Here is a 24,754-nt window from a genome sequence, read left to right as displayed (position 1 = left end):
CCATGACCGCGCAGACCACTGAGGCCACCACGGTGGAGGCCATCACCGACACCGTGAGCCGGCACATCACCGGAACCGGGTTTGAAGCATTCGACGCCGGTACCGTGGCCCGGGCCAAGATCCGCATCATCGATTCGCTGGGCAACATCGCCGCCGGGCACCGCGCCCAGGGCAATCAGGCGCTGCTGGCCCTTGCCACCCGCTGGGGAGGTGCCGCCGAATCCACGGTGCTGATCGACGGGGCCAGGGTTCCGGCCCACAATGCGGCCATGGTCAATGCGGCCATGATGCGGTCCTACGACTTCGAGGCCATCGGCGCCGAGTACGAGGACCACTCGCAGACGGCAGCGCACATCAGCGGGACCACGGTCTCCGTGGCCCTGGCGGTCGCGGAGCAGCAACGGTCCTCGGGCAAGGAGCTTCTCACCGCCCTGATCCTCGGCGACGACCTCACCTCCAGGCTCGGCGCCTCGTCCGGCTTCGACGTGTACAGCGGCCAGGACAACACCGGCACCATCAACGGCCTCGGCGGCACCGCCGTCGCCGCGAAGCTGATGGGACTGGACGCGGTCCAGCTGCGCCACGCCCTCGGGATCGTGGAGAACCAGCTGTCCGGCACCGTGGCCAACATCTACGACCAGACGCTGGCCTTCAAACTGCCGATGGCCTTCGCGGCCCGGAACGCCATCGTGTCCGCCGAAATGGCCCAGCTGGGCTTCACCGGACCGGCGGATGCCATCGGCGGAGCCCACGGATTCTTCGACATGTTCTGTGCTTCGCCGGAGCCGGAGAAAATCACCCGGCGGCTCGGCGAGGCCTTCTACGCCGACTGCGTCATCAAGCCGTGGTCCTCGTGCCGGGCCAGCCATCCGTCCCTGGACGCCTGCGTCCGGATCGCGACGGAGAACGTGCTCGATGAGGATGAGATCCAGGAGATCGTCATCCACGTCACCCCGCGCACCCTGGCAGGCTTTGTCGGCCAGCCGTTCGTGATCGGGGAATGCCCCGAGGTGTCCGGTGCCTTCAGCATCCGCTTCACCGCGGCGACTGCGCTTATGTACAAGACGGTCCGGCCCGAACACCTCACGCCCGGGCACATGCAGGACCCGCGGCTGCAGCGCCTGCTGGACAAGATCACGCTGGTCGATTCACTGGCCCCCACGGAGTACCTCACCGCCGAGGTACAGGTGAAACTGCGGAACGGATCCGTCCTGCAGACCCGCACGGATGTGCCCAAGGGCGACATCCATGCCAACCCGATGAGCGAGGCGGAGATCCTCGAGAAGTACTACGCCAACGTCGCCTTCGGCGGCCGCACGCCCCGTCGGAACGCCGAGCAAGCCGTCGGGCTTGTCCAGCGGCTTGACGAGCTGGAGAGCCTGGCACCGTTGATCAGGCTCTTCACCCCGCCCGCCTAACCACGCACCCCACCACGCAACACCAGGCAACAAATCCCAGGAGGACGAAGTGAATTCAAACCAGGTCATTCCCGCAGCGGAGGTCACCGTCGATCCCGCCGCCTTCCGCCACGTCGTCGGGCACTTCGCAAGCGGTGTCACGGTCATCACCACCGTCGTCGACGGCGAACTGTTCGGCACGACGGCGTCGGCGGTGTCCTCGCTGTCGATGGAGCCGCCGATGATGCTCGCCTGCCTCAACCGTTCCAGTTCCACCCACGATGCCGTGCAGCAGGCCGGCGTTTTCGGGATTAACATCCTGGCCGAGGAGCAGAGCGAGCTTGCCATGAAGTTCGGCCGTAAGGGAGGGGACAAGTTCGACGGCGTCGCCGTGACCTTCTCGAAGGAAGGCGTCCCGCTGCTGGACGGCGCCCTTGCCACGATCGTCTGCCGGGTTGAGGAAACACCCACCGGCGGCACCCACACCGTCTTCCTGGGCCTGGCCACCGAGGCGAGCGCCGGCAATGGCGAGCCGCTGGCCTATTTCCGCGGCACCTTCGGGCGGTTGGAACGGGTCAGGGAACTTGCGGCCTATAACGCCGTGCGCGACTGGGTGCTGCGGCGCCGGACCCCGCTGCGGCATGAGCTGGATCCGGCCGTGATCGCGGCAGAAACCAAGTCCGATCCGCAGAACGTCCACAACGCCCTGGTCAAACTGACGGCCGAATCGCTCGTGACCCGCGGTGACAAGGGGGAATTCCTGCCCACGCCCATCACCCACGAACTCATCGACAGCGTCTACGACGGCCGCGCCACGATCGAGCTCGGCGTGCTCGCGAGCCACTTCGGCAAGTTCACCGACGAGGACATCGCGGAGCTCGGCCGCTTGACCGAGGAGCTGGGGAAGCTGCGCGAAAGCGGTAAGGACGGCCTGGACGAGTTCCTGAAGCTCAACGTGAAATACCACGACCGCCTGGTGAATGTTGCCGGCTCCGCGCAGCTCACGGATGCCTTCCGGCGCCTGGGCATCGGGACCGTGTGGCGGCAGGCGCTCGGCGGGGATGAGTGGGCCCGCCAGATGGACCACAGCCACATTGCCGAGCTGACCGCTGCGCTGAGGGACCGTGACGAGGCGCGGGCCGTGAAGGCCCTGGGCCTGCACACAGCCTTCGGCAAGAAGCTGGCAAGCGACGTCATCGAACGCCACGGCGGCGAAGTCTGAGCTGGATGCTCCGAGCTGACGACAAAGCGGGCCGTACCGAAAGGTGCGGCCCGCTTTGGCTGTCCCACGCCATCGCGCCGGGAGGACATGCCCAGTCTTGGCGCCCGGGACCGGGCACAACCGGAATATGTCCACCCGCCAACTCCGGCGTGGGACAGGTCCGGATCCCAAGGCATGCCCGGTGACTCTGGGGTGGATCGGGCTAATCTTTACGGTGTTGACGGGTGGTTCCGTGGCTGTTGAAGGGTCGTGGCTACCTGGCTAGGGGGCGTTCCGACGAACCGTGTAGGAATTGAGCGGGCGTCCGGTGGTGCCGTAGGACAGTTCCAGGGTGACCAGTTCCTTGCGGTCAAGTGCGCCGAGGTAGCGGGCGGCTGTGGGGCGGCTGACGCCGAGCTGGTCTGCTATTTCGGCCGCGCCGATTGGCTTTTGCGAGGCCCGTACGGCATCGAGCACCTTCTGCATGGTCGGCTGGAGCCGGGGCTGGGGACAAGCCGCGGGTTCGACGGCGGCCCGGCGCAGGTTGAAGAGGCTGTCAACCGTGGCCTGGTCCGCGCGAGCGGAGGATTCCAGTTCGTGGCGCCAGCGGCGGTAGGCCTCGAGTTGGAGGCGCAGTTGGTCAAAGCTGAAGGGTTTGACCAGATAGTAGACAGCTCCGCTGCTCATGGCTGATCGGACGGTGTTCAGATCGCGTGCGGCAGTGATGATGATGGAGTCAATCTGGCTGCCGGCGGCCTGCAGCGAACGCAGCAGGGAGATCCCGTTCTCGTCGGGCAGATGAACGTCCAGCAGGAGGAGTTCCGGCTGCAGGCGGTCGATGGCTTCGCGTGCAGCCGCGGCGGTGTGCACCTCGCCCACGCACTCAAAACCGTTCACTTTAGCAAGCCGTGAGGCGTGGATTCCGGCCACGCGGAAGTCGTCGTCGACTACAAGTGTTCTGATCATTGAGTGTCCTCGTCGTTTGGACCGGAGGCTTGCGGGTCGGCGGGGAGCCATGCTTCAAAGTGTCCCCCGGGACCGGGAAAGACGTCCAGGGTGCCGGCCGCGCGGCCCACGATCCGGCTTACCAGGGCTAGTCCGATCCCACGTCGCATGCCGGGCCGGGCTGCTTTGGTGGAATAGCCGTCAACCAGGACCCGGTCAATACTATGGGCAGGAACTCCCGGGCCGTTGTCGCGGACCGCAACAAAGACTCCGTCCGCGTCATCGAGCTGGATCGTCACGAGCCGTGGCATGGGAGCGTTGGCAAGGGCGTCCACCGCGTTGTCCAGAAGATTGCCGACAATCGTCAGCAATGCTTGGTGGTTTACCGTGCTCTGGTCCAGCCGGGAATCCTCTGTGACCGTGATCAGTACGTCCTGCTCTGCCGCGACGGTGATCTTGGCTAGCAGCAGGGCAGCCAGCTCCGGCGGGGCAATCCGCCCGCGCAGCCCCTCTCCCAGGGACCGCGACGTGTCGGAGATCTGGGAAACGTAGTTCCTGGCCTGTGAGTGGTCCCCCATTTCCAGCAGCCCCGCCACCACGTGCAGCCGGTTCGCATATTCGTGTTCCAGGGCCCGCATGGCATCCATCAGGCCGTGGACGGAGTGAAGGTCCCGGATCAAGGCCTCTGTTTCCGTACGATCCCTCAGTGTCACAACGGAGCCTATGCTCCTGCCAGAGAGGACCACAGGCATACGGTTGACCACCAGGAGCGAATCCGCGGTCAGCACAACCTGGTCTGCGCCGGGCAACGCCCCGCTTAACAGATCCCTGAGCCGTCCTGCGGGAACCAGACCCGTCAGAGGGCGGCCCACCACGGTTCCCTCCACCTTGAGCAGCCGGCGCGCCTCCTCGTTAATGACCGTGACGAGGCCGTCATCGTCGAAACCGATGACGGCCTCACGGATTCCGTGCAGAAGGGCTTCGCGCTCCTGCAGCAGCGAGGCTATTTCCGCAGGCTCCAGATCGAACGTCACGCGCTTGATCCTGCGGGCCAGGACGAGCGAACCCAGGACGCCCAGCGCGAGGACCGCCGCCGAGAATCCGACGATCAGCCAGACCTCCTGGATCTGGTCGCCTTGTTCCGTCGTGATGAGGATCCCGACCGAGACCTGACCGATGACTGACCCATCCGCGGACCGGATCGGAACCTTCGCATTCGCGGATGTGCCGAGGCTCCCGGCATTCACCCCCAGATGCGTTTGCCCGTCCAGGACTGCCACAGGCTCCTCCAGCGGCTGTCCGATCAGGGCCGCGTTGGGGTGGGAGTAGCGGATGCCGGCACGGTCAGTGACAACGACGTAGGCCGGCTGGGCCGAATCGATGACGCCGGCGGCCAGCCGCTCGATCGTGTGTTGGGGATCCCCGGTCTCCATCGCCGCACCTATCTGCGGCATTTGGGCGACGCTGGCCGCGATACCGAGCGCCCGCAACTGGTATTGGCGGTCGAGAGACTGGTTGCTGATCATGGTGAAGAGGACGCCGCCCATGGTCACGGTGAGCACCAGGATCGACAGCATCCAGATCAGGATCTGCGCGGTCAACGTCCGTGTACGACCGGGAGAAAGCAAGCCCGTCCGGGCGCCGGGCACTCTCACCACGGCCAGCTGCCGGGAGGACCTGCCTGGGTCCTGAACAAAACGCACGAAACGTGCAGTATTGCGGCTTTGTTGAACAACTTACACAAGCGTTTCGGCACCGACCATCTCTTTCTAAGCTCGACAAAGCTTATGTGATCCACTTCACGCAAGCCAGTGAGCATCAAGGAGAGGATTCGAGTGACGACGGTGTCCGAATCACGAACGAATGGCCTGACCGCGGCAGGCGCCATATCCCCGGCAATAGAAATGACGGCGGCAACGAAGAGATTCAGGACCCCGAACGGGTCCAGCTACACCGCCCTGAACAAGCTCGATCTGCGCGTAGAGCGTGGAGAGTTCTGCGCGATCGTCGGGCCCACGGGGTGCGGCAAGTCCACCGCGTTGACATTGGCGGCAGGCATGGAAAAGCCATCCGGAGGGGCCGTGCGCGTCTTCGGGAAGGACGTCAGCGGTATCACCCCTAACGCCGGGTTCATGTTCCAAACGGATGCGATCCTGCCATGGCAGTCCGTCCTGGAAAACGTGGCCGCCGGGCCCCGGTACCGGGGCGTGGATAAGAACAAGGCCTACCGGGATGCCAGGGACTGGATCCGCAGGGTCGGGCTTGCCGGGTTCGAAAACAATTATCCGCACCAGCTCTCCGGAGGCATGCGCAAGCGTGTGGCTCTGGCCCAGAACCTCATCAACGAGCCCGAGCTGCTGCTGATGGATGAACCATTCAGCGCCCTGGACGTCCAGACCCGGGCCAAGATGAGTACCGAGCTGCTGGGTCTGTGGGAGCAAAGTAAGCCCGCCGTAGTGTTCGTCACGCACGACCTCGAGGAGGCCATCGCGCTGGCGGACAAGGTGGTCGTCATGACGGCCGGACCGGCTGCCCGGGTCAAGGCGACATTCCACATCGACCTGCCCCGGCCCCGGGTCGTGCAGGAAATCCGCTTCGACAAGAGGTTCATCGAGATCTACCAGAACATCTGGGAAGCCCTCCGCGAAGAAGTGGACATCGCCTATGCCCAGACGACCCGGAGCGTGGCTCCGGCCGGGAAGGAAGCAGAATGACCATGACCAGCCTGGACAACAACACTCTGACCGCGCCAGAACAGGAGCCCCTGTCCGCCAGGGCAGGTTCGGAGGGGCGGAGGAGATCCGCCGGCCAGCGTCGGCTCAAAGTACTCGCGGTCCAGTTCGGCATCGTCGTCGTGCTTCTGGGGAGCTGGGAGCTGCTGGTCCGCGGCGGAGTCCTCGACGCGCTGCTGTACGGGCAGCCGAGCCTCGTGGTGAACCAGCTCTATATCTGGGTCACGCAGGGGACCGACAACGGGTCGCTGGGCCAGCAGATCACGGTGACCATTGAAGAAGCCCTCATCGGCTTTTTCATCGGCACGGTCCTCGGCATCGTCTTCGGGGTCGCGATGGGGCGGATCCAGTTCCTGTCCGAGGTGATTGGTCCCTTCCTCAAAGTCATCAACGCCGTCCCGCGCATCGTGCTTGGATCCTCCTTCGTCGTCATGTTCGGCCTGGGTCTGATGTCCAAGGTCATGCTCGTCATCGTCCTCGTCTTCTTCGGCGTGTTCTTCAACGCCTTCCAAGGCACCAGGGAAGTGGACAAGAATTTCATCGCCAATGCCGAGATCCTCGGGGCCAGCAAATGGCAGGTCACCCGCCAGGTCGTCATCCCCTCAGCTTTCTCCTGGATCATCGCGAGCCTCCACGTGGCATTCGGCTTCGCACTGATCGGAGCCATCGTCGGCGAGTTCCTGGGATCACAGGAAGGACTGGGCAACCTGATCCGGCAGGCGCAGGGAAACCTCAACCAGAACGGGATCTGGGCCGCCATGCTCATCATGGCCGTTGTCGCACTCATCGCCGAGTGGCTCATCACCAAGCTGGAAAACCGCCTGCTGCGCTGGCGTCCCCCGCAGCACAACGCAGCAGCAGAAGCCTAAGCCCACCACCTTTCACCTATCGTCGCGGACCTGAAGCGTTCCGAGGCACCAACCATCTCAAAGAGGAGAACAATGTCTACGAAAAAATGGATCGCCGGAGCGGGCATGGCAGCAGCCCTGGTAGCGGCGATGACCGGCTGCGCCAACACGGCCAGCACTGCCGGACAGGCGCCGCAACAAGCCGGAGACGTCAACGGCCAGCAGGTGAAGATCATGGTGGGCGGCCTGAACAAACAAATCTACCTGCCCTTCAAGCTCGCCGACCAGCTCGGCTACTACAAGGACGCCGGACTGAACATCCAGCTCTCGGACGAGCCAGCCGGTGTGGACGCGGAGACCAACATGATCTCCGGACAGGTCGACGGCGTAGGCGGCTTCTATGACCACAACCAGGTCCTGCAAGCCAAGGGAAAGTCCACCGAGGCCGTCGTGACCATGCTCCAGGTCCCCGGCGAAGTCGAACTGTGCCGGACCGATCTCAAGGACCAGATCAAATCAGCAGCGGACTGGAAAGGACTCAACCTCGGCATTACCGACCTCGGATCCTCCACCGACTACCTGACCCAATACATCGGCCAGAAAAACGGTGTCGCACCCACCGAAACACACCGTATCGGCGTGCAGTCCGGAGGCACCCTCATCGCCGCCATGGACCACAAGAACATCGACTGCGCCATGACGACTGAGCCCACAGTCTCCCAGCTGGTCAGCACCAACAAAGCCTTCATACTCTACGATTCCAGGACCCTTGCCGGTGCGCAGCAGACCTTCGGCGGGGCCTACCCGGCGACGTCGTTGTACATGACCACCGACTACGTGGCTGCACACAAAGATGTAGTCCAGAAACTGGCCAACGTCTACGTCAAAACGCTGAAGTACATCCAGGACCATACAGCTGCCGAAATCACGGACAAGGTTCCCGCCGATTACTACGCGGGCGTCGGCAAGGACGCCTACATCAAGGCGCTGGACGCAGAAAAGGGCATCTACAGCCCGACCGGCCTCATGCCAGCCGACGGCCCGAAGATCGTCAACGACGTCCTCCAGACCAATACCGAAGTCAAGGGCAAGACCATCGATCTGGAAAAAACGTTCACGAACGAATTCGTCCAAGCCGCCAAGTAACAACACAACCGGCGCAGTCCCGTCCGGGCAAGACGGCGGTCACGTCCCTGGACGTGACCGCCGTTCGGCGTATGCTTCCGGAAGCGCAGCGTGCAACCCCTGGCCCGGTTCCGACCCGTCAACAAGCGATGGTGCTCGACATCGTCGTCGACCCCACCATGCCCCACGCATGACTTTGAACGGATGTCAGGGCAAGGCCGCCATATGAGGCCCGACGACCTAATGCAAATGCCCACCAGCGACGAAGAAGCGGGCCGCACCCAAAGGTGTGGCCCGCTTTCATTCCCTGTCGAGGCGGTTTAGCGGGTGTGCTCCGCCGTGGACGCCTGGGCCATAAGGCCGGGCACGTAGGCCGCCAGGGACCGGAGGGCTGCCGGTTCCCCGGATGGGGTCGTGGTGGCGGTGGCGACGTAGCGGTCTGGCCGGACCACGAGGCTCACGCCGGTGCCGGAGAGGGAAGTGAAGGCGCCGGTGGTGTCGGTGACCGTCACGGGAGCACCGCCGTCGTGCCCGTCGGTGGCGAGGGACTGGACCTCGAATTCAGTGCCGAAGTTCCCGCTGCTCCCGGCAGGGAAGCGCAGCAGCGCCCAGCCGGAGCCGAGCACCGTGTCCAGTGCGGCGGTATCGCCGGTGGAGAGCCGGACGCCGGGCTGCGAGAGGGAGCGGCCGATGAGGGCGGCGGCGGGCTTCGGGAGATCCGCTGCCGGGGCCACGACGCAGCCGTCGGTGAAGTGCGGCTGTTTGAGGAACTTCATGCCCGCCAGCCAGCTCTTGGCTGCCGGGACGATGCCCGAGGCCGTAATCGCGGCATCACGGATTGCCGTGAGCCTCGGGTTGACGTTCATGACGACCATGCCGATCCGGTGGGACAGGCGGACCATGTCCACGGCGTGAGGGCGGCGTTCGGCCTGGTAGGTCCCGACGAGGGCATCGGTGCCGTTGCCCTTGACGTGGGCGGCGACCTTCCAGGCGAGGTTGGCGACGTCGCGGATGCCGGCGTTCAATGCCTGGCCGGCAAACGGTGGCATCATGTGGGCGGCGTCGCCGGCGAGCAGCACATGGCCCACGCGGTAGTTCAGGGCCACGCGCTGGTGCGCGACGTAGACGGCGGCGCGGCGGATGTCTTCCGCGGCGATGGTCCGGAAAGGGGCGATCATGCGGATGATGGATTCCGGCGTGGTCACCTCTTTGGCGTTCTCGCCGGGCAGCAGCATGAACTCATACCGCCGGCGGCCCTTGACGCCGGGGACCACGACGGCGGGCCGGGTGCCGTTGCAGTGGAATTCGGAGAACTTCTCCGGTTCTTCGGGGCTGTTGATGGTGTCCACGACGATCCATTTCTGGACCTGGGTGGAGCCTTCCATCGGGATGCCCAGCTGCGAGCGGACCGGGCTCCGGCCGCCGTCGCACGCCACGATCCATTTGGAGCGGACCGTGAGCTTGCCGGCTTCGTCGATCAGGACGGTGTCTACGTGGTCCGGGCCGTCGGTGATCCGGAAGGCCTCGGCGTTGAACCGGACGTCGATCAGCGGGCGCTGCCGGGCAGCCTCGAGCAAGAGGCTCTCCATCACGGGCTGGTCGAACTGGGACTTGCCGGGGTGGCCCAGCCGCGGGCTGGCCGGGTAGACCTCTGCCAGCAGCTGTTCCTTGCGGCCGAAGTAGCGGGCGCCGGTGTCCATCAGCATCTCCGGGGCGAGCCGGTCCATGATGCCGATCTGCGCCATGACGCGCAGCGTCTCGTCGGTGACGCTGATGGCCCGGGGCTCGTCGCTGGTGCCGGGGTTGCGCTCGACGAGCATCACCCGCACACCCTGGTCCGCGAGCAGGTTGGCCGTGGCCAGGCCGATGGGGCCGGCTCCGATGACCAGGACGTCAGTGTCGATGACCTTGTCCATCAGGAGACCAGCTGGACCGTGTTGCTCAGGGTGCCGAGGCCGGTGATTTCGACTTCGACGAGGTCGCCGTCGGAGAGCAGGCCGGAGGGGACCATGAACCGGCCGACGCCGCCGGGGGTGCCGGTGACGATGACATCGCCGGGGGAGAGCCGGGTGAAGCCGGTGACGTAGGCGATCAGTTGCGGGATGGTGAAGTACAGGTCGGCCACGGAGGCCTTCTGGCGGACGTCGCCGTTGACGCGGGTTTCCAGGGTGAGCTTGTTGACGTCGCCCAGGTCCGCGGCGGGCACCAGGTAGGGGCCGAAGCCGCCGGTGCCGGGGAAGTTCTTGCCCGGGGTCCACTGCGTGGTTGCCAGCTGCCAGTCGCGGACGGAAAAGTCGTTGTAGGCGGCGTAGCCTGCGACGTGGTCGAATGCGTCCTCTTCGGTGACGTGGAAGCCTTCCTTGCCGATGACCAGGGCCATTTCGCCCTCGTAGTCGAATTCGGTGGTGGACGCGGGCATCTGGGCGGGCTGCAGGTGGCCCATCTGGGAGTCGGCGAAGCGGGTGAAGACGGTGGGGGCCTTCTGCTCTTTCTGGTGTGCCGCGTTGCCCGTTTCGTTCTGGTGGCTGCGGTAGTTCACGCCGATGCAGATGATCTTGCCCGGATCGGTGATGGCCGGAAGGAACTCGATCTCCGCTTCATCGCGGGCCGGGGCGGTGCGGAATTCCTCGCCGAGGGCGCCGAAGACGCCCTGCTCGACGGCGGCACGCAGCGTGGGGGCCAAGTGTAGTCCTGTGGGGCCCAGGTCAAAGGCGCGTTCGCCAGCTATTACGCCCCAGGTGGGGGAGCCGTCTGCGGCCAGGAAGCTTGCGTACTTCATGATGGAGTCCTTTCGCGGCGACAGCGCGCCCGTGGTGAACAGAAGTTGGGTCCCACCCGGCAGCTCGAAGTGCCGGGCGGGAAGCGTTTTCAACTGATCACAGACTATGGGAGAAGTAGTGCATTACGCAAGCAATTATACATTATTTAGGGTTTGGAACATTATTAGCGGCGGCCTGTTCACGCGAAGCTCCTGAGGGACTGGACTTGTCCCCGCAGCGCGTGAGCAGGCCATGCGCCAGGACCGCCTTCCGGGACAGCGTCCGGTAGCCCTCGCGGTCGAACAGCACGGTGATGAGGTCGCCGTCGTGCCCCATCACCAGGCCCGGTCCCCAGAGGGCATGCTCCACGCGCGAGTTCAGCGGGAACGGCCCGGCACCCGCGGCACCCGCGGCGCCAGCGCCAGCGCCAGCGCCAGCGCCAGCGTCGTGCTCCTGCACATGAGCGGTGCCGTCAATACAGTTGTCGCAATTGCCGCACGGCTCCGGCAGGTCTTCGCCGAAGTAGCCCAGCAGGAACTGCCGCCGGCAGCCCTGCGTCTCGGCGTAGCGACGGATCATCTCGATGCGGGACCTGTCCATGCGCCGCCGCGCTTCGGCGAGCTCGACGGCGCGTTCCACCACCTGCGCGAGGTCCGCCGTGGGGCTGAGCCGGACCCCCCGCTTGCCCACCGTCACGGCACCGGTTTCCTGCAGCTGGTTCAGCAGCCCGGTGAGGCGGCGGGCGGGGAAACCGGACCGTTCGGCCAGGGTCTCCGGAGCTGCCGGGGCGCCGGGGCCGACGGTGTCGCGCAGCACCGTGAGGACCGTCAACAGCGAGGCCTCGTCGGGGATGTGCGTGGCGAAGAAGCGGCGCAGGCCGAGGTCCTCCGAGCGGTAGTGCAGCACAGCGGACGCCGGCGCCCCGTCCCGCCCCGCCCGGCCGAGCTGCTGGTAGTAGCTGTCCAGGGACTCCGGGATGTCCGCGTGGAGGACAAAGCGAACGTCGGGCTTGTCGATCCCCATGCCGAAGGCGGTGGTGGCCACCACCACGTCCAACTGGCCGTCGAGGAACCGCTGGTGGACGCTCTCACGCTCGGCCGGGGTGCGCCCGGCGTGATAGGCCTCGGCGCGCAGACCGTTCCTGGCCAGCTTCGCGGCGTACTTCTCGGTGTCCTTCCGCTTGGCGGCGTACACCAGCCCGCAGCCGCCGGAGCCAGGCAGTCCGGAGCCAGGCAGCCCGGATCCGCGGAGGCCGGCGATCAGCTCGGTGGCCTGCCGGATCACGGCGCGGCGCTTCTCCTTCTCCTCATGGTGGCGGACCACCTCCAGCCGGATGTTGGGCCGGTCGAAGCCATGGACCAGGACCAGCGGGTCCCGGAGTCCGAGGCGGGCCAGGATCTCTTCGCGCACCGGGGGAGCGGCGGTGGCCGTCAGGGCGGCCGTCGTCGGGTTGCCCAGGCGCTCGCGGACCTCGCCGAGGCGCAAGTAGTCCGGGCGGAAGTCGTGCCCCCAGGCGGAGACGCAATGGGCCTCGTCCACCACGAACAAGGCGATATCCAGGGCCGCGATCCGTTCCACCGTGCTGGTCTTGGCCAACTGCTCCGGGGCGAGGAACACGAAAGTGGCCTCGCCCCGCTCCACGGACTGCCAGGCGCGCTCCTGGTCCGCGGCGCTGTGGCCAGAGTTGATAGCGACGGCGCCGCGCGGGCCGACCGCCTGCAGCAGCCCCTCGAGCTGATCCTCCTGGAGGGAAATCAGCGGGGACACGACGACGGCGGGGCATTTCAGCCGGCGGTGCAGCAGCAGCGCGGCGACCTGGTAGATGGCGGACTTCCCGTAGGCGGTCGGCATCACGGCGAGGACATCCCGGCCGGCCACGAGCGCATGCATCCCGGCGAGCTGGCCCTCACGGAGGTGCGGGAGCCCGAAGGTGACGGCGGCGAGCCGGCGGAGCTCGGCGTCGTCCGGGTCCGGGGCAGGGCCCGGACCCGCCGGTGCGCCGGGACGCGAAGCATCAGCGCTGGCGGCGATGGCCTCGGTCATGTGGCGGCTCCGTTGCGGCGGTTGTGCGGCACTCGCGGCCGTTGATGCCGGCCGTTGCTTTCAGGGTAGGCGCAGCCGGGGAAGGTGCAAAAATGCGGGGCCGGAGTTTGGGGACCAAGGACCCTCGGCAGCGGGGAAGATTCTGGGTACGGTGGCCTCATGCAGAAGATATCGATTGAGGCCCTGGCCCGGCAGCAAATCGCGGCGGCGCTGGCGGCGGCCAGCGGCCGGGCCGCGGACACGGTGTACGGCGGGCACGAGAAAGTGCTCCGCCAGACGGTCATGGCGTTCAAGGCCGGTACCCGGCTCAGTGAACACCAGAACCCCGGCGAGGCGACGGTCTTTGTGCTCCAGGGGCGCGTCCGGCTGCGATCCGGCGAGGACTCGTGGCAGGGCAAGGCCGGCGACCTCCTGATCGTTCCGGAGGGACTGCACAGCCTGGAAGCCGAAGAGGACTCGGCGATCCTGATGACGGTTGCCAAGGTCACGGCGCGGTAGGCGCGGTAGAACCATCGGGAGGCGCAACGACCCGAGACGAGAGGCTTTCAGTGAAATTCAGCGACGCCAGGCAACTCATCCAGGTGAAGCCTCCCGTGCTCTCGCGTCAACGGCGTGTGCTGGCGGGCGCGTACAACGTGGAGGAGTACCGGAAGGCGGCGCGCAGGGTTTTGCCGGCCGGCATCTTCGACTATCTGGATGGCGGGTCTGAAGATGAGGTGACCCTGCGCCGCAATCGTGCCGTGTTCGATGCCTGGGCGCTGATGCCAAGTTGGGGGCCGGTATCCGGGCCGGACACAGGCACCACCCTGCTCGGGAAGAAGAGTGCCCTGCCGCTCACGCTGACCCCCACGGGGGCCACCCGGCTGTTTCACCCCGAGGGCGAGCTGGCGGTTGCGGCTGCCGCCGAGCGGGCCGGTATCCCCTACGGGCTGGCGGCACTGAGCACCGTACCCATGGAAACCATCGCGGAGCGCCACCCATCCCTTGACCGCTGGTTCAACTTCGGGCTTACCACCGACGCCCAGGCAATGAAGGACAAACTGGCGCGTTGCCGGTCCGCCGGATTCGAAACCCTGATTGTCGGCGTCGACACGCGGGCACTTGGCTCCAGGGAGCGGGACCTCCACAACGGCTTCACCGCCCCTCCCGCGCTGACCCTGTCAACCATCGCGGACATCGCCCGGCGACCTTCGTGGTGGATCAACTTCCTGAGGTCGGACGGAATCAGTTTCCCGAACCTGGATCCGCGCAGCGCCGCGGCCACCTCCGTCGTCACACCCTCCATGTGGCAGGACATCCTGGGCCACTCGGATGCGACCAGCGGGTGGAAGGAACTCGAAGCCCTGCGCCAGGCCTGGACCGGCAAGATCGTGCTCAAGGGCTGCGTCAACCCGGCCGACGTCGTCAAGGCCTCGCGCATCGGCCTGAACGCCGTGCAGCTGAGCAACCACGGCGGACGGCAACTCGACCACATGCTGAGCCCCATGGACGTCCTGCAGGAATCGCGGCAGCGCGCGGGCGATTCGATCGAGATCTACGTGGATTCCGGCATCCGGCGCGGCAGCGACGTGTTGAAAGCGCTGGCCCTGGGCGCCGACGCCTGTTCGATCGGCCGGGCCTATCTCTACGGCTTGGTGGCGGCAGGCTCACCGGGCGTTGGCCGCATCATCAGCATCTTCGCGGATGAACTCCGGCGTACGATGACGCTAGTGGGCGTTTCCAGCATTTCCGAGTTGAAGGCTCGGGGCGGGGAAATTCTTCGGGACATTCGGCATTCCGGAGAAATCCTTGAGACAAAACGTCAGAAAACACGAATTGATGAGTTCTGACCAAGCAGACACACAGTGCCCTCCCGCAGCGTTGCGGGAGCCTAAAGAACCACTGAAGAGCTGAGGAAACCATGCGCACCCGACACCTCCTTCCCGTTCTCACCATAGCCACGGCGCTCTCCCTTTCAGGCTGCGTCAATAACAGCGAACCAGCCGCCACGGGCGGGGCTTCCGGGACCGCAGACGCCATCGACGTGAAAAAGAATGACTCCATTGCCGCGTCGCTCCCGGAGAAAATGAAGAGCGCCGGCGTGCTCAATGTCGGAATGGCAAACAACTACCCGCCCAACGAATTCAAGGACGATAACGGTGCGCCGGCAGGCTGGTCTGTGGACCTCACCAACGCCTTGGGAAAGGTGATGGGGTTGAAGGTCAACTTCGACATCGGCACCTTCGATAACATTCTTCCCGCCGTGAAAGCAGGGAAGGATGACATGGGGATGTCGTCCTTCTCCGACACGCTGGAACGCGAAAAGCAGGTGGATTTCGTCAACTACTACTCTGCCGGCATCCAGTGGGCCGCACCCAAGGGCAAGACGGTGGACCCGAGCAACGCCTGCGGGCTGAAGGTCGCCGTCCAGGCAACCACCTATGAGGACACGCACGAGGTGCCCGCAAAGTCGAAGGCCTGCACGGACGCCGGCAAACCGGCCATCACCATCTTCAAGTACGACGCGCAGGACCAGGCGACCAACGCCCTCGTGGTCGGACAGGTCGACGCCATGAGCGCCGACTCGCCCGTTACCCTTTATGCGATCTCCAAGACCAAGGACAAACTGCAGACCGCCGGCGACGCGTTTGAGGTGGCACCGTACGGGATGCCGGTGGCCAAGGGCAGCGAATTTACTCCGGTCCTGCAGAAGGCGCTCCAGGCGCTGATCGACGACGGTTCCTACAACAAGATCCTGGCCAAGTGGGGAGTCGAAGCCGGCGGCATCAAGACGGCGGCACTCAACGTGGCCGCCAATGGGTGATAGCAGATGAGCGAGCCGGAATCCGAGAGGATGATTGAGCCGGAACCTGGCCGGAAGCCGCGCGCCGGCAGCGGACCGGACGCGGATGCCGCGCCGGCGGAGGCGATCGTCGCTATCCCGCTGCGCCACCCCTGGCGGATCCTGATTGCCGTTCTCCTGGTGCTCGGGTTGGCGGTATTTCTGCTGGACGCCGCCCAGCGCTCGGAATATGGCTGGCCGGACGTGGGCAAATACATCTTCGACCGCCGGATCAGCCAGGCCGCTTGGGTGACGTTGTGGCTGACCATCTACGCGATGGTCGGCGCGATCGTCATCGGCCTGCTGCTGGCCATCATGCGCCTGTCGCCGAACCCCGTGCTGAAGAGCGTCGCCTGGCTGTACATCTGGATTTTCCGGGGGACTCCGGTCTATGTGCAGCTGGTGTTCTGGGGCATTGTGGCGCTCATCTATCCGGTGTTCACCCTGGGAATTCCGTTCACGCCGCCGTGGGTCACCGTCCCCAACGAGATCTTCACCAACCTCTTCATCACCGCCGTGATCGGCCTGGCGCTGAACGAGGCCGCCTACATGTCCGAGATCGTGCGCGCCGGCCTGCTGTCGGTGGACGAGGGCCAGGCAGAGGCCTCGACGGCCCTGGCCATGTCCTGGGGACAGACCATGCGGTACGTTGTGGTTCCGCAGGCCATGAAAATCATCATTCCGCCCACCGGCAATGAGGTGATCTCGATGCTCAAGACCACCTCACTGGTGGCCGCGATTCCGTTGAGCATTGACCTCTACGGGGTGTCCCGGGGCATTTCCGCCGTGACGTTCACGCCCGTGCCGCTGCTGATTGTCGCTTCGCTCTGGTACCTGCTCTTCACCTCCGTCCTGATGGTGGGCCAGCACTTTATCGAAAAGCGCTTCTCCCGGGGAACCGGACGGCTCAAGACGGGCAAGGAACCCGCGGCTCCGGAGCCGGCGCCGACGGCGGTGCCTGGCGCACCGCTCGGCACGGACCTTGGAGGAAAGGGATGACGGGCGTGCCGATGGTGCTTGCCGAGAAGGTTTCCAAGAACTTCGGCACCAACAAGGTCCTGCGCGGGATCAGCCTGCAGGTCAACGCCGGGGAGGTGCTCTGCATTGTGGGGCCCAGCGGTTCGGGCAAGTCGACGTTCCTGCGGTGCATTAACCACCTGGAACGGGTCGACGGCGGCCGGCTTTCGGTCGACGGACAGCTGGTCGGCTACCGACAAAAGGGCGACAAGCTCTACGAGCTCAAACTCAAGGAAGCGGCTTTTCAACGCCAGGAAATCGGGATGGTCTTCCAACGGTTCAACCTGTTTCCGCACCTGACGGCGCTGGAGAACATCACCCTTGCCCCCATGCGGGTGAAACGGCTCTCCAAGAGCAAAGCCAACGCCAGGGCCGTGGAACTCCTGGAGCGTGTGGGGCTGGGGGACAAGGGCGGCGCCTACCCGGCGCACCTTTCGGGCGGGCAGCAGCAGCGTGTGGCCATTGCCCGTGCCCTGGCCATGGATCCGAAGCTGATGCTATTCGACGAGCCGACCAGTGCCCTGGATCCCGAACTGGTGGGCGAGGTACTGGACGTCATGAAGGGACTGGCCAAGAGCGGCATGACCATGATCGTCGTGACCCACGAGATGGGGTTCGCGCGCGAGGTCGCCGACACCCTGGTCTTCATGGATGAAGGCGTGGTGGTGGAAGCCGGGCCACCCCGGCAGATCCTGGGCAATCCCCAGCACGAGAGGACGAAGGCTTTTCTTTCCAAGGTCCTCTGACGCCGACAGCAGACCGTGCGTCGTTGCGCTGTGGCCAAGAGTTGTGGCTTCGCAGCCGCGCGAGTGGAAAACTGATCCTGTGGAAAGCGTTGCCGGGAGCAAGACTTGGACGGACTACAACGCAGCCCAGGCCAAGCGTTCCGTGCGCCCGCTTTGCCTGGACGCCATGGCCTTCGCCGGACCGGGGCACGGCCGCCAGGCCATAGATCTCGGCTGCGGCGCAGGAAAAGAAACGCTGGCCCTGCTGAATGACGGGTGGCGGGTGCACGCCGTTGATTCTCTCCCCGGCACACGGGAGCGGCTACTGGCGATTCTGCCACTGGCCATGGACGGACGTCTGAGCGTCGACACAAAGCCGTTCGAGGAGATCCGAGGAATTCCGGAGGCGGACCTGATCTTTGCGAGCTATTCATTGCCGTTCATCCACCCGGACCGCTTCGGTACTTTCTGGAGGATGTTGCGCGCCTCGCTCCGGCCCTCCGGCGTCATTGCCGTGAATCTGTTCGGCGAGCGGGACTCCTGGGCGGACATTCCCGAATGGAACTTCCACACCGAGGCGGCGGCGCGGCAGCTCTTCGACGGACTCGAGATCGTGAAATTCGAGGTGTACGACGACGACGGGCAATCCTTCAGGGGCCCCAAACACTGGCACATTTTCGATGTGATTGCCCGCCGACCGTAACTGGCTGAATCACGAGGCATCCTGGCAGGGGGTCTTGGAGTTCGTGGCCCCGGCAACTGTGCGACAGACTGTTGCCGTGAGCAACTCTTCCCGAAACGGCCTTGCCGTCGCCGGCCTCAGCCTGGGCACGGCGCTGAATCCGCTGAATTCGTCGATGATCGCCGTGGCGCTGGTGGTGCTGCGCGCGGATTTCGGGCTCGACGTCGCCACAGTCACCTGGGTGATCACGGCGTTCTACCTCACCTCCGCGGCAGGCCAGCCGCTGATGGGACGGCTGGCGGACCGGTTCGGACCCAGGCGTCTCTTCCTGTCCGGCATGCTCCTCGTGGCGGTGACCTGCGCGCTGGCACCCTTCGCGCCGAACTTCGCACTGCTCTGCGTGGCACGCGTCTTTATGGCCCTCGGCACCGCGACGGCCTACCCGAGCGCCGTCGTTATGGTCGAGGCGCTGACCCGGGCCGCGAAGGTGAGGTCGACGCGTCCGCTGGGCCGTATCCAGATGGCGAACACCTCGGCGGCAGCCGTCGGTCCGGTGGTCGGCGGGCTGCTGGTGAGCCTGGTGGGGTGGCAGGCCCTGTTCCTGATCAACGTCCCGCTGTCTTTGGCGGCGATCTTCATCGTCCGGCGGTTCGCCCCGGACGACGCCGAGCGGGAACGCGGCAGTGCGCTGGAGCTGCTGCGTAGCTCGGATATCCCCGGCATCCTGGCCTTCGTCGGAGCGATGATGCTGGTCATGATGGCGCTGCTGAATGTCCTGCCGGAGCTACGCTGGTGGCTGCTCGGGGGAGGGGCGGTGCTTGCCGCGCTGTTCGTCCGGCGCGAGCTGCGGTTCAGTCCGCCGTTCCTGGACCTGAGGCTGCTCGGCCGGAACCGGCCGTTGCTGCTGGTCTATCTGGGCTTTGCCGTGTTCAACGGCGTCTACTATTTCGCGTTCTTCGGCCTGCCGCAGCTGCTGCAGGAGGCCGGGGGATACGATCCGGGCATCGTGGGGCTGCTGATGCTGCCGCTGGCCGCCATGTCCGTGGTGCTGACGCCCTTCGCGGTCCGCGCGATCGACCGTTTCGGCGTCAAGCGGGTGCTGACCACCGGCGTCGTCCTGCTGGTGGTGGCGTCGGGGATGATGTGGCTGCTGACGGCGTCGTTCGCCGTCCCCCTGGTGCTGGCGCTGACCGCCCTGATGGGGGTGCCGTATGGCGTGGTCAGCATCGCCTCAAGCCAGGGCATGTACGTTTCGACCCAGCCGCAGGAACGGGGTGTGGCGGCCGGGATCTTCCAGACCTGCCGGTACTTGGGTGCGATCACGGCCACCGTGCTCATCGGGATCTTCTACGGCACCGGGGTCAACCAGGCCAACTGGGGGCTGATGGTGTTCGTGATGCTGGGGCTGGGTGCCGTGGCGTTTGTGGTGACGCTGGGGTGGCGGGAGCGGGGCTAATTCGATGGCTGCGCGACGTGAATGAGTTCACCCACGGAAGGGTCCTAAGTCGGCGACGGTGGAATTCCTCTTGGGGGTAATCACACTTTCCGTCGTCTGACCGGCTGATCTGTCTCGCTTGCCTGATTGTGAGAGACAGCGTCGTGTTGGATATCTACCTCGTCGAACTTCACTTCGGGATTTGGGCCTGGTCCTTGCGATCGAGGACGAGATGAAGGAAGCGTATTTACTGAGCGTCTGACGGAGAAAAAACAAGACGAAGCGACCTGTACATAACACGTACCGAACCTTCCTAGAGGATTGCAGATTCGCTCCTATAGTGGCAGTGGGACAAGATTGCGTCGGAAATAGCTTTAGGAGAACGATTTGGAACGAGTTGCTGCCCCGATGATCGAGCCCGAATTCGTCGGGAGGGGCCGTCAGCATGTCGTCGATGGTTTGTTGCATGTATACGACGAGGTTAGGTCCGAACGTCAGCCTCGGTGGGTGCATCTCGAAACTCCTTTTGGTTGGGGAAAGACCCGTCTGGCCCATGAATTCTATGCTCGTCTGGCATCTGCACGACAGGAAGAGCCAGCCTATTGGCCTGAATCTATTCTGGCGACGACGGAGCGAGGCCAGGAAAAGAAGCTTGAGGTCTCGTCACGCCGTAAGCGCACTCATCCCGCCGTGACCCACACGCCGGGAAGCAGCCCCGCATGGATGTGGTGGGGCGTCACTTGCGCGGAACGGAACGGTATCGCCTCGCTGCCACTAGTAGAAGAGCTTCGGCAGTTCGAGGCGCACGCTCCTTATCTCGACATCGCATTGGGTCGGCGAAGGAATGATCTGACGTGGGGCGAAGTGGGGCACACAGTCACCGACGAGCTTGTCAATGAAGGTCTAGCCCATGCTGTAGAAGCCCTCACGAGTGCCTCCGTTCCAGGCCTTGGGTTGGTGACGTCCCTCGGTAAGCGAATCTGGGCGCTGAATGGCGACAGATTGGCGCGCCGCCACACATTGGCCGCTGATGACCTCATATTCGACTTCGAAGGTGGGGGTGCCATAGATGTGGTGGACGCCGCCTTTGCGTTAGTTGGAGGCATCGCACGGCGCGGCCTGCCGGTCGTCATCTTCGTGGAGGACGTTCACAACACAGACTCGACTTTCGCCGAGCTTCTCGGCCGTCTTATCGTCGAACCTGAGATATCGGTCATGATACTTACCAGTGCTTGGACCGGCCATTCAGCCAGCAATGAAGCACTGATGCAGGCTATGGCGAGGAAACCGGAACGCGTAGAGATGATCACTCACGAAATGGAGGAGTGGAAAGAGCCGTTTGCGCCCAGCAGCAGCCTAGAAGAACTTGAAGAAGCTGATCTAACCTCAATTCTCAGATTTTACTATCCGGGTGTCGAGAACACCACTGCCCGAGCTTTGGTCCTCCGGTATAGGAACCCGCTGGAGCTTGAACTCTTCTGTCAAATTCCGAAATTCAAGGCGCGATTCTCCAATCGCGAACTCAAGCTTTCGAAAGCCGATCTCAATAGTTTGCCAGCCACTATGAAGGAGTTGTATCGAGCAGTCTGGTTGGGTATACCTGAGAAAGTCAGGCGTGGGCTAAGTCTCGCGGCCCTCAGCATCCCTGCTGTGATCGATCCGGAGGGCGGGTTTCGCAGACGCTGGAGTCAACAGTGGCTTGATGAGATTATCTGCGAAGTTGATTTCCCGCAGCCCGATGAAGTCGAAGAAGTTGTTGATGTCACCCCGGTGGCCTCTTCGTGGGCGCGTATTGTCGCCGGAGTTCTGAGAGAGTTCCACGAACGGGACCAGATGGACGTAGCCAAAGATGATTGGGAAACTTATCTTTGGCCCGACGAGCTCAAGCAGGTCCACGAACTGCTCAAAAACAAGGCGACGGCCCACCTTCAGGACACCGAGTCCGGCGACGATGCGGAAACGATGCATGCGGCCCAGGTCTTACTCGCTCTTGATTCATTGACGCCTATCGACCCGAACACTCTGGCCGCCTCAATCCACTACGTACTAGAACACTTGGCCGACAATCACCGAGAACTCTTCTCCCGTATCAGCCTCGCTGAGTATGCCCTAAAACGGGTTGAGAAGCACAGTGATTTCGATCTTCGCATTCGATACCTCTACGGGCGTTGCCTAGTGGCCGCTGAGCAAGGGCTCAAGGCCATGGACGTCTTTGCGGAGCTGTTGACCGACTGGGAACCGACCTTAGGATCGGATCACAAATCCATTCAGGTAATCCGATGGAGTTACGCGGATTCTATGGTGAGCGTTGGAAGCGTGGCTGCTTCGATACCTGTCTATGAGGCTGTCCTCAAGGGTCAGGAAAGGGAGTTGGGGTCATCGCATCCGTACACCTTGGCAACCCGCAGTAGTCTTGCAGGCGCATTGTCGCAACTGGGTCACGTTCAGGAAGCTATTCGGAGATACGAGGAGATCCTCAAGGTGCGTACGAGCTGTCTAGGCAACGATGACCGCCGCACTTTGAAAAGTCGCAGTGATCTGGCTGCTGCCTTCTGGAAGGCAGGCCGGCTGCAGGACGCCATCGATCAATACGAACTGACGGCCGCCGACTACGAAAGGGTGCTAGGACTTAACGACCCTGACACCTGGATCGAGCGCACGAACTTGGCTGCTGCGTATTCGGAGGCCGGACGCCTGCAAGAGGCCGAGCCTATCTACGTCTCGGTGCTTACGGCGCAAAAAGAAGCGGTGGGCGAAAGCCATCCGACCACCCAGGCAACCCGGTTCAATATTGCGGGACTGCACTCCAAAGATCCGGAGCGTCTGAGCGAGAGTATCGCTGAGTATGAATCACTTCTGTCCTATCGCACGGAAATGATAGGTTCGGAGCATCCTGATACCCTCCACACTCGGCACAGTCTGGCGATGGCACTTTCTAACGCCAGTCGACTCCGTGAAGCGATCGCACTCTATCTGCAGGTTTCGGCAGAGCGGGCAAGGATACTCGGTCAAAATCACCCGGACACGCTGCATTCACTTTGTAATCTGGCGGCCGAGTATATGAAGGATGGACGCTGGCGTCCTGCTATTAGTGGCTATGAGGATGTGCTCCTTGGCCGGACAACTGCCCTTGGAGCTGACCATCCGGACACTTTGGCCTGTCAGCATGGTCTGGGCATGGCGCTCGCTGGCGGTGGACGCCTTGCTGCTGCAATCGAGACCTACGAAACTGTGCTGGAAGGCAGGACGAAAGTGCTTGGCGCAGATCACCCCGAAACACTTGACACACTGAATAATCTGGCTATCTCCTACATGAGCGCAGAACGTGTCGACGATGCTATTGCCGCCGATGAGCTTGCATTGGCGGCCATTGAAAGGACTCGGGGCGTTGACCATGCCGACGCCCTGGCACTGCGTTCTTATCTGGCCGCTGAGTATAAGACGGCTGGACGAATTGAGGAGGCGGTCAAGACCTACTCAAGGTTGTTGCAGGATCAGCATCGGCTCCTGGGGCCGGAGCATCCGGACACAAAGGACACACTGGCAAGCCTTGACATTCCGATCACACGCGACCGGAAAGAGTGACCTCTGGCGGCTGCACCGGCTCACTTCCCATTGCGATGTCGAGAAAGAACCACGGTCTTCGCTCGCAGACAACGAGGTACCCCCTCAACCAGCCTCGAGCCGCCGTCGTCCGCTGTGAACAGCAGATCCTGGTCCAGCAACGCCGTGCTCGTGGAGGCGACGATGCCGGCGAGGTCCACGCGCTAGGTTCATGGAACGCGGTTCAGACACAAGTCAATCAAAACGCTCGCATCGTCCCCTGGACGTGTCGGGTCGACAGGTCCTTGATCATGCTTTCTCTGCCGGCGCCGGATCCTCACCGAATGAGCTCTCGCGGTCAAAGTGATACTGCCGCAGGACGTTGGACCGGGACGGCTCCCTGAGCTTCTCCATGGCCTTTACCTCGATCCGGCGGATGCCTTCGCGGCTCATGCCGAGCGCTTTCGCGACGGCGTCCAAGGACTTCCCTTCACCGCCCGTTATGCCGAATCGCAGTGCAATGACCTCTGCCTCCCGTTCCTCGAGCGTGTCGAGTACGGCATGTGCCTGCGCCTTCAGCTGTTGACGGAAGAGCGAATCCGTCGCGTCGGGAGCAGAGGGATCCAACAGCCGTTCGGCCAGCGCTTCGGTTCCGCCCCTGCCATCGGGCACCTGGGAGTCCAGCGAACAGATTGGCTTGTCCAAAGTGAGCAGATATTCAACCTTCCCGACCGAATTGTCCGTCAGCTGGCAAAGATCTTCCTTGCTGCAAACGGTCCCCGTCATCGCGGCCTTCCGTTGTGCTGACCGGACTCTCTGCAGCTGTTCGACGACGTTCACCGGCAGCCGGATAAGGCGGGCCTGATCAGCCAGCGCCCGGGTGATGGCCTGCCGGATGCACAACGTGGCCAAGGTGGAGAACCTGAAACCCTTGGTGAAGTCGAACTTGCAGACCGCCCTGTGCAATCCCAGGTTCCCTTCCTGGATCAAATCCAGAAAATCGAGGCCCCGGTGGGTGTAGTGCTTGGCAATCGAGACCACCAGCCGAAGGTTGGCGTTGAGCAGCGCGTCGGCGGCACGATCACCCAGAAGGACGATGGTCCGCAGTTCCCCTATATCCCGTCCGGGCGGCGATGTTCCGTTCACCAAAAGCTGTTCTGCGAAAAGTCCTGCCTCGATCTCTTGCGCCAGTTCCACTTCCTGCTCGGCAGTGAGCAAGTCGTATCGGGCCAGCCGGCGCAGGTAGTCCGCGACGGCGTCGTCGGTGACCACGTCGCCAGCTGCCAGCAATTCCGGCCAACCGGCGTCCTCCGGCTCGAAACCTTCAGGGACCGAGGCAGCCGCCGCAGACGGGGAGGGCGGCCTGTCGATTGCCTCGTGGATCAGGTCAGCCATGTCATCCCCTGCCGGACGGTTCAAGCTTGTGAAGGCAGAATATGTGGCCGGTGTGACAATCTTCGGGCGCTTGCGCAGACCCGCGC

At 64.0% G+C, this 24,754-nt stretch carries 19 protein-coding genes; 13 read left to right on the top strand and 6 right to left on the bottom strand.

All coding sequences use genetic code 11. The features are described from left to right. Positions 1 to 2 precede the first annotated feature (2 nt). On the top strand, positions 3 to 1,418 hold the full coding sequence (locus E5206_RS18185; RefSeq protein WP_136323713.1) for an MmgE/PrpD family protein: 1,416 nt from the start codon (positions 3 to 5) through the stop codon (positions 1,416 to 1,418). A 49-nt stretch (positions 1,419 to 1,467) separates the two neighbouring features. Further along, positions 1,468 to 2,619, top strand: coding sequence for a flavin reductase (locus tag E5206_RS18180; protein WP_136323712.1), 1,152 nt, complete (start codon positions 1,468 to 1,470; stop codon positions 2,617 to 2,619). Between the two features lie 261 nt (positions 2,620 to 2,880). On the opposite strand, the gene E5206_RS18175 is transcribed toward E5206_RS18180, so the two are convergent. Continuing rightward, entirely contained in the window at positions 2,881 to 3,564 is a 684-nt protein-coding gene (locus tag E5206_RS18175) for a response regulator (protein ID WP_136323711.1), read from the bottom strand. Next, positions 3,561 to 5,144: a sensor histidine kinase gene (locus E5206_RS18170; protein ID WP_205759968.1), complete on the bottom strand. Its 1,584-nt coding sequence runs from the start codon at positions 5,142 to 5,144 to the stop codon at positions 3,561 to 3,563. Before E5206_RS18170 ends, E5206_RS18175 begins: the two co-directional genes overlap by 4 nt. Positions 5,145 to 5,387: 243 nt before the next feature. Between E5206_RS18170 and E5206_RS18165 the strand changes: the two genes are divergently transcribed. The 3 genes from E5206_RS18165 (at position 5,388) to E5206_RS18155 (ending at position 8,269) form a co-directional block, all read left to right on the top strand. Further along, the gene (locus E5206_RS18165) at positions 5,388 to 6,257 is read left to right on the top strand and encodes an ABC transporter ATP-binding protein (protein WP_205759967.1); all 870 of its coding nucleotides are present in this window, start codon (positions 5,388 to 5,390) and stop codon (positions 6,255 to 6,257) included. Then, positions 6,254 to 7,144 carry an ABC transporter permease gene (locus E5206_RS18160; protein WP_205759966.1) on the top strand — a complete coding sequence of 297 codons (891 nt, stop codon included), beginning with the start codon at positions 6,254 to 6,256 and terminating at the stop codon, positions 7,142 to 7,144. Before E5206_RS18165 ends, E5206_RS18160 begins: the two co-directional genes overlap by 4 nt. Positions 7,145 to 7,216: 72 nt before the next feature. Continuing rightward, positions 7,217 to 8,269, top strand: a complete 1,053-nt coding sequence (locus E5206_RS18155) for an ABC transporter substrate-binding protein (protein WP_205759965.1) — start codon at positions 7,217 to 7,219, stop codon at positions 8,267 to 8,269. Between the two features lie 299 nt (positions 8,270 to 8,568). Here E5206_RS18155 and E5206_RS18150 read toward each other — a convergent pair whose 3' ends face one another. From E5206_RS18150 to E5206_RS18140, 3 genes are all read right to left on the bottom strand, one after another. Further along, positions 8,569 to 10,164 carry an FAD-dependent monooxygenase gene (locus E5206_RS18150; RefSeq protein WP_136323710.1) on the bottom strand — a complete coding sequence of 532 codons (1,596 nt, stop codon included), beginning with the start codon at positions 10,162 to 10,164 and terminating at the stop codon, positions 8,569 to 8,571. After that, entirely contained in the window at positions 10,164 to 11,027 is an 864-nt protein-coding gene (locus E5206_RS18145; protein WP_136323709.1) for a fumarylacetoacetate hydrolase family protein, read from the bottom strand. The genes E5206_RS18150 and E5206_RS18145 overlap by 1 nt, the downstream gene beginning before the upstream one ends. Positions 11,028 to 11,169: 142 nt before the next feature. Beyond that, entirely contained in the window at positions 11,170 to 13,050 is a 1,881-nt protein-coding gene (locus E5206_RS18140; protein WP_136323708.1) for a RecQ family ATP-dependent DNA helicase, read from the bottom strand. Positions 13,051 to 13,209: 159 nt separating this feature from the next. On the opposite strand from E5206_RS18140, the gene E5206_RS18135 reads away from it, so the two are divergent. The 8 genes from E5206_RS18135 (at position 13,210) to E5206_RS18100 (ending at position 23,315) form a co-directional block, all read left to right on the top strand. Beyond that, the gene (locus E5206_RS18135; protein ID WP_136323707.1) at positions 13,210 to 13,548 is read left to right on the top strand and encodes a cupin domain-containing protein; all 339 of its coding nucleotides are present in this window, start codon (positions 13,210 to 13,212) and stop codon (positions 13,546 to 13,548) included. A 50-nt stretch (positions 13,549 to 13,598) separates the two neighbouring features. Next, positions 13,599 to 14,879 carry an alpha-hydroxy acid oxidase gene (locus tag E5206_RS18130; RefSeq protein ID WP_136323706.1) on the top strand — a complete coding sequence of 427 codons (1,281 nt, stop codon included), beginning with the start codon at positions 13,599 to 13,601 and terminating at the stop codon, positions 14,877 to 14,879. 71 nt (positions 14,880 to 14,950) lie between these two features. After that, positions 14,951 to 15,853 carry an ABC transporter substrate-binding protein gene (locus E5206_RS18125; RefSeq protein ID WP_136323705.1) on the top strand — a complete coding sequence of 301 codons (903 nt, stop codon included), beginning with the start codon at positions 14,951 to 14,953 and terminating at the stop codon, positions 15,851 to 15,853. Positions 15,854 to 15,859: 6 nt separating this feature from the next. After that, a complete protein-coding gene (locus tag E5206_RS18120) occupies positions 15,860 to 16,870 on the top strand; it encodes an amino acid ABC transporter permease (protein ID WP_136323704.1) in 1,011 nt (336 codons plus the stop codon). Then, the gene (locus tag E5206_RS18115; RefSeq protein WP_136323703.1) at positions 16,867 to 17,634 is read left to right on the top strand and encodes an amino acid ABC transporter ATP-binding protein; all 768 of its coding nucleotides are present in this window, start codon (positions 16,867 to 16,869) and stop codon (positions 17,632 to 17,634) included. The genes E5206_RS18120 and E5206_RS18115 overlap by 4 nt, the downstream gene beginning before the upstream one ends. A 166-nt stretch (positions 17,635 to 17,800) precedes the next feature. Next, on the top strand, positions 17,801 to 18,316 hold the full coding sequence (locus E5206_RS18110) for a class I SAM-dependent methyltransferase (protein ID WP_205759964.1): 516 nt from the start codon (positions 17,801 to 17,803) through the stop codon (positions 18,314 to 18,316). A 76-nt stretch (positions 18,317 to 18,392) separates the two neighbouring features. Next, a complete protein-coding gene (locus E5206_RS18105) occupies positions 18,393 to 19,751 on the top strand; it encodes an MFS transporter (protein WP_136323701.1) in 1,359 nt (452 codons plus the stop codon). A gap of 486 nt (positions 19,752 to 20,237) precedes the next feature. Continuing rightward, positions 20,238 to 23,315 carry a tetratricopeptide repeat protein gene (locus tag E5206_RS18100; RefSeq protein WP_168709380.1) on the top strand — a complete coding sequence of 1,026 codons (3,078 nt, stop codon included), beginning with the start codon at positions 20,238 to 20,240 and terminating at the stop codon, positions 23,313 to 23,315. Between the two features lie 267 nt (positions 23,316 to 23,582). On the opposite strand, the gene E5206_RS18095 is transcribed toward E5206_RS18100, so the two are convergent. After that, positions 23,583 to 24,668, bottom strand: a complete 1,086-nt coding sequence (locus E5206_RS18095; protein ID WP_136323699.1) for a sigma-70 family RNA polymerase sigma factor — start codon at positions 24,666 to 24,668, stop codon at positions 23,583 to 23,585. Positions 24,669 to 24,754 lie beyond the last annotated feature (86 nt).

It is taken from the genome of Arthrobacter sp. PAMC25564 (genome assembly GCF_004798705.1).
GTDB lineage: Bacteria > Actinomycetota > Actinomycetes > Actinomycetales > Micrococcaceae > Arthrobacter.
This window is presented reverse-complemented; position numbering and strand designations above follow the sequence as displayed.

Excerpts from the sequence above, each read along its gene's own strand:
- E5206_RS18140 (WP_136323708.1), bottom strand. The coding sequence starts at position 13,050 with ATGACCGAGGCCATCGCCGCCAGCGCTGATGCTTCGCGTCCCGGCGCA.
- E5206_RS18160 (WP_205759966.1), top strand. The coding sequence starts at position 6,254 with ATGACCATGACCAGCCTGGACAACAACACTCTGACCGCGCCAGAACAG.
- E5206_RS18155 (WP_205759965.1), top strand. The coding sequence starts at position 7,217 with ATGTCTACGAAAAAATGGATCGCCGGAGCGGGCATGGCAGCAGCCCTG.
- E5206_RS18115 (WP_136323703.1), top strand. The coding sequence starts at position 16,867 with ATGACGGGCGTGCCGATGGTGCTTGCCGAGAAGGTTTCCAAGAACTTC.
- E5206_RS18175 (WP_136323711.1), bottom strand. The coding sequence starts at position 3,564 with ATGATCAGAACACTTGTAGTCGACGACGACTTCCGCGTGGCCGGAATC.
- E5206_RS18185 (WP_136323713.1), top strand. The coding sequence starts at position 3 with ATGACCGCGCAGACCACTGAGGCCACCACGGTGGAGGCCATCACCGAC.
- E5206_RS18110 (WP_205759964.1), top strand. The coding sequence starts at position 17,801 with ATGGCCTTCGCCGGACCGGGGCACGGCCGCCAGGCCATAGATCTCGGC.
- E5206_RS18150 (WP_136323710.1), bottom strand. The coding sequence starts at position 10,164 with ATGGACAAGGTCATCGACACTGACGTCCTGGTCATCGGAGCCGGCCCC.
- E5206_RS18125 (WP_136323705.1), top strand. The coding sequence starts at position 14,951 with ATGCGCACCCGACACCTCCTTCCCGTTCTCACCATAGCCACGGCGCTC.
- E5206_RS18095 (WP_136323699.1), bottom strand. The coding sequence starts at position 24,668 with ATGGCTGACCTGATCCACGAGGCAATCGACAGGCCGCCCTCCCCGTCT.
- E5206_RS18145 (WP_136323709.1), bottom strand. The coding sequence starts at position 11,027 with ATGAAGTACGCAAGCTTCCTGGCCGCAGACGGCTCCCCCACCTGGGGC.
- E5206_RS18135 (WP_136323707.1), top strand. The coding sequence starts at position 13,210 with ATGCAGAAGATATCGATTGAGGCCCTGGCCCGGCAGCAAATCGCGGCG.
- E5206_RS18120 (WP_136323704.1), top strand. The coding sequence starts at position 15,860 with ATGAGCGAGCCGGAATCCGAGAGGATGATTGAGCCGGAACCTGGCCGG.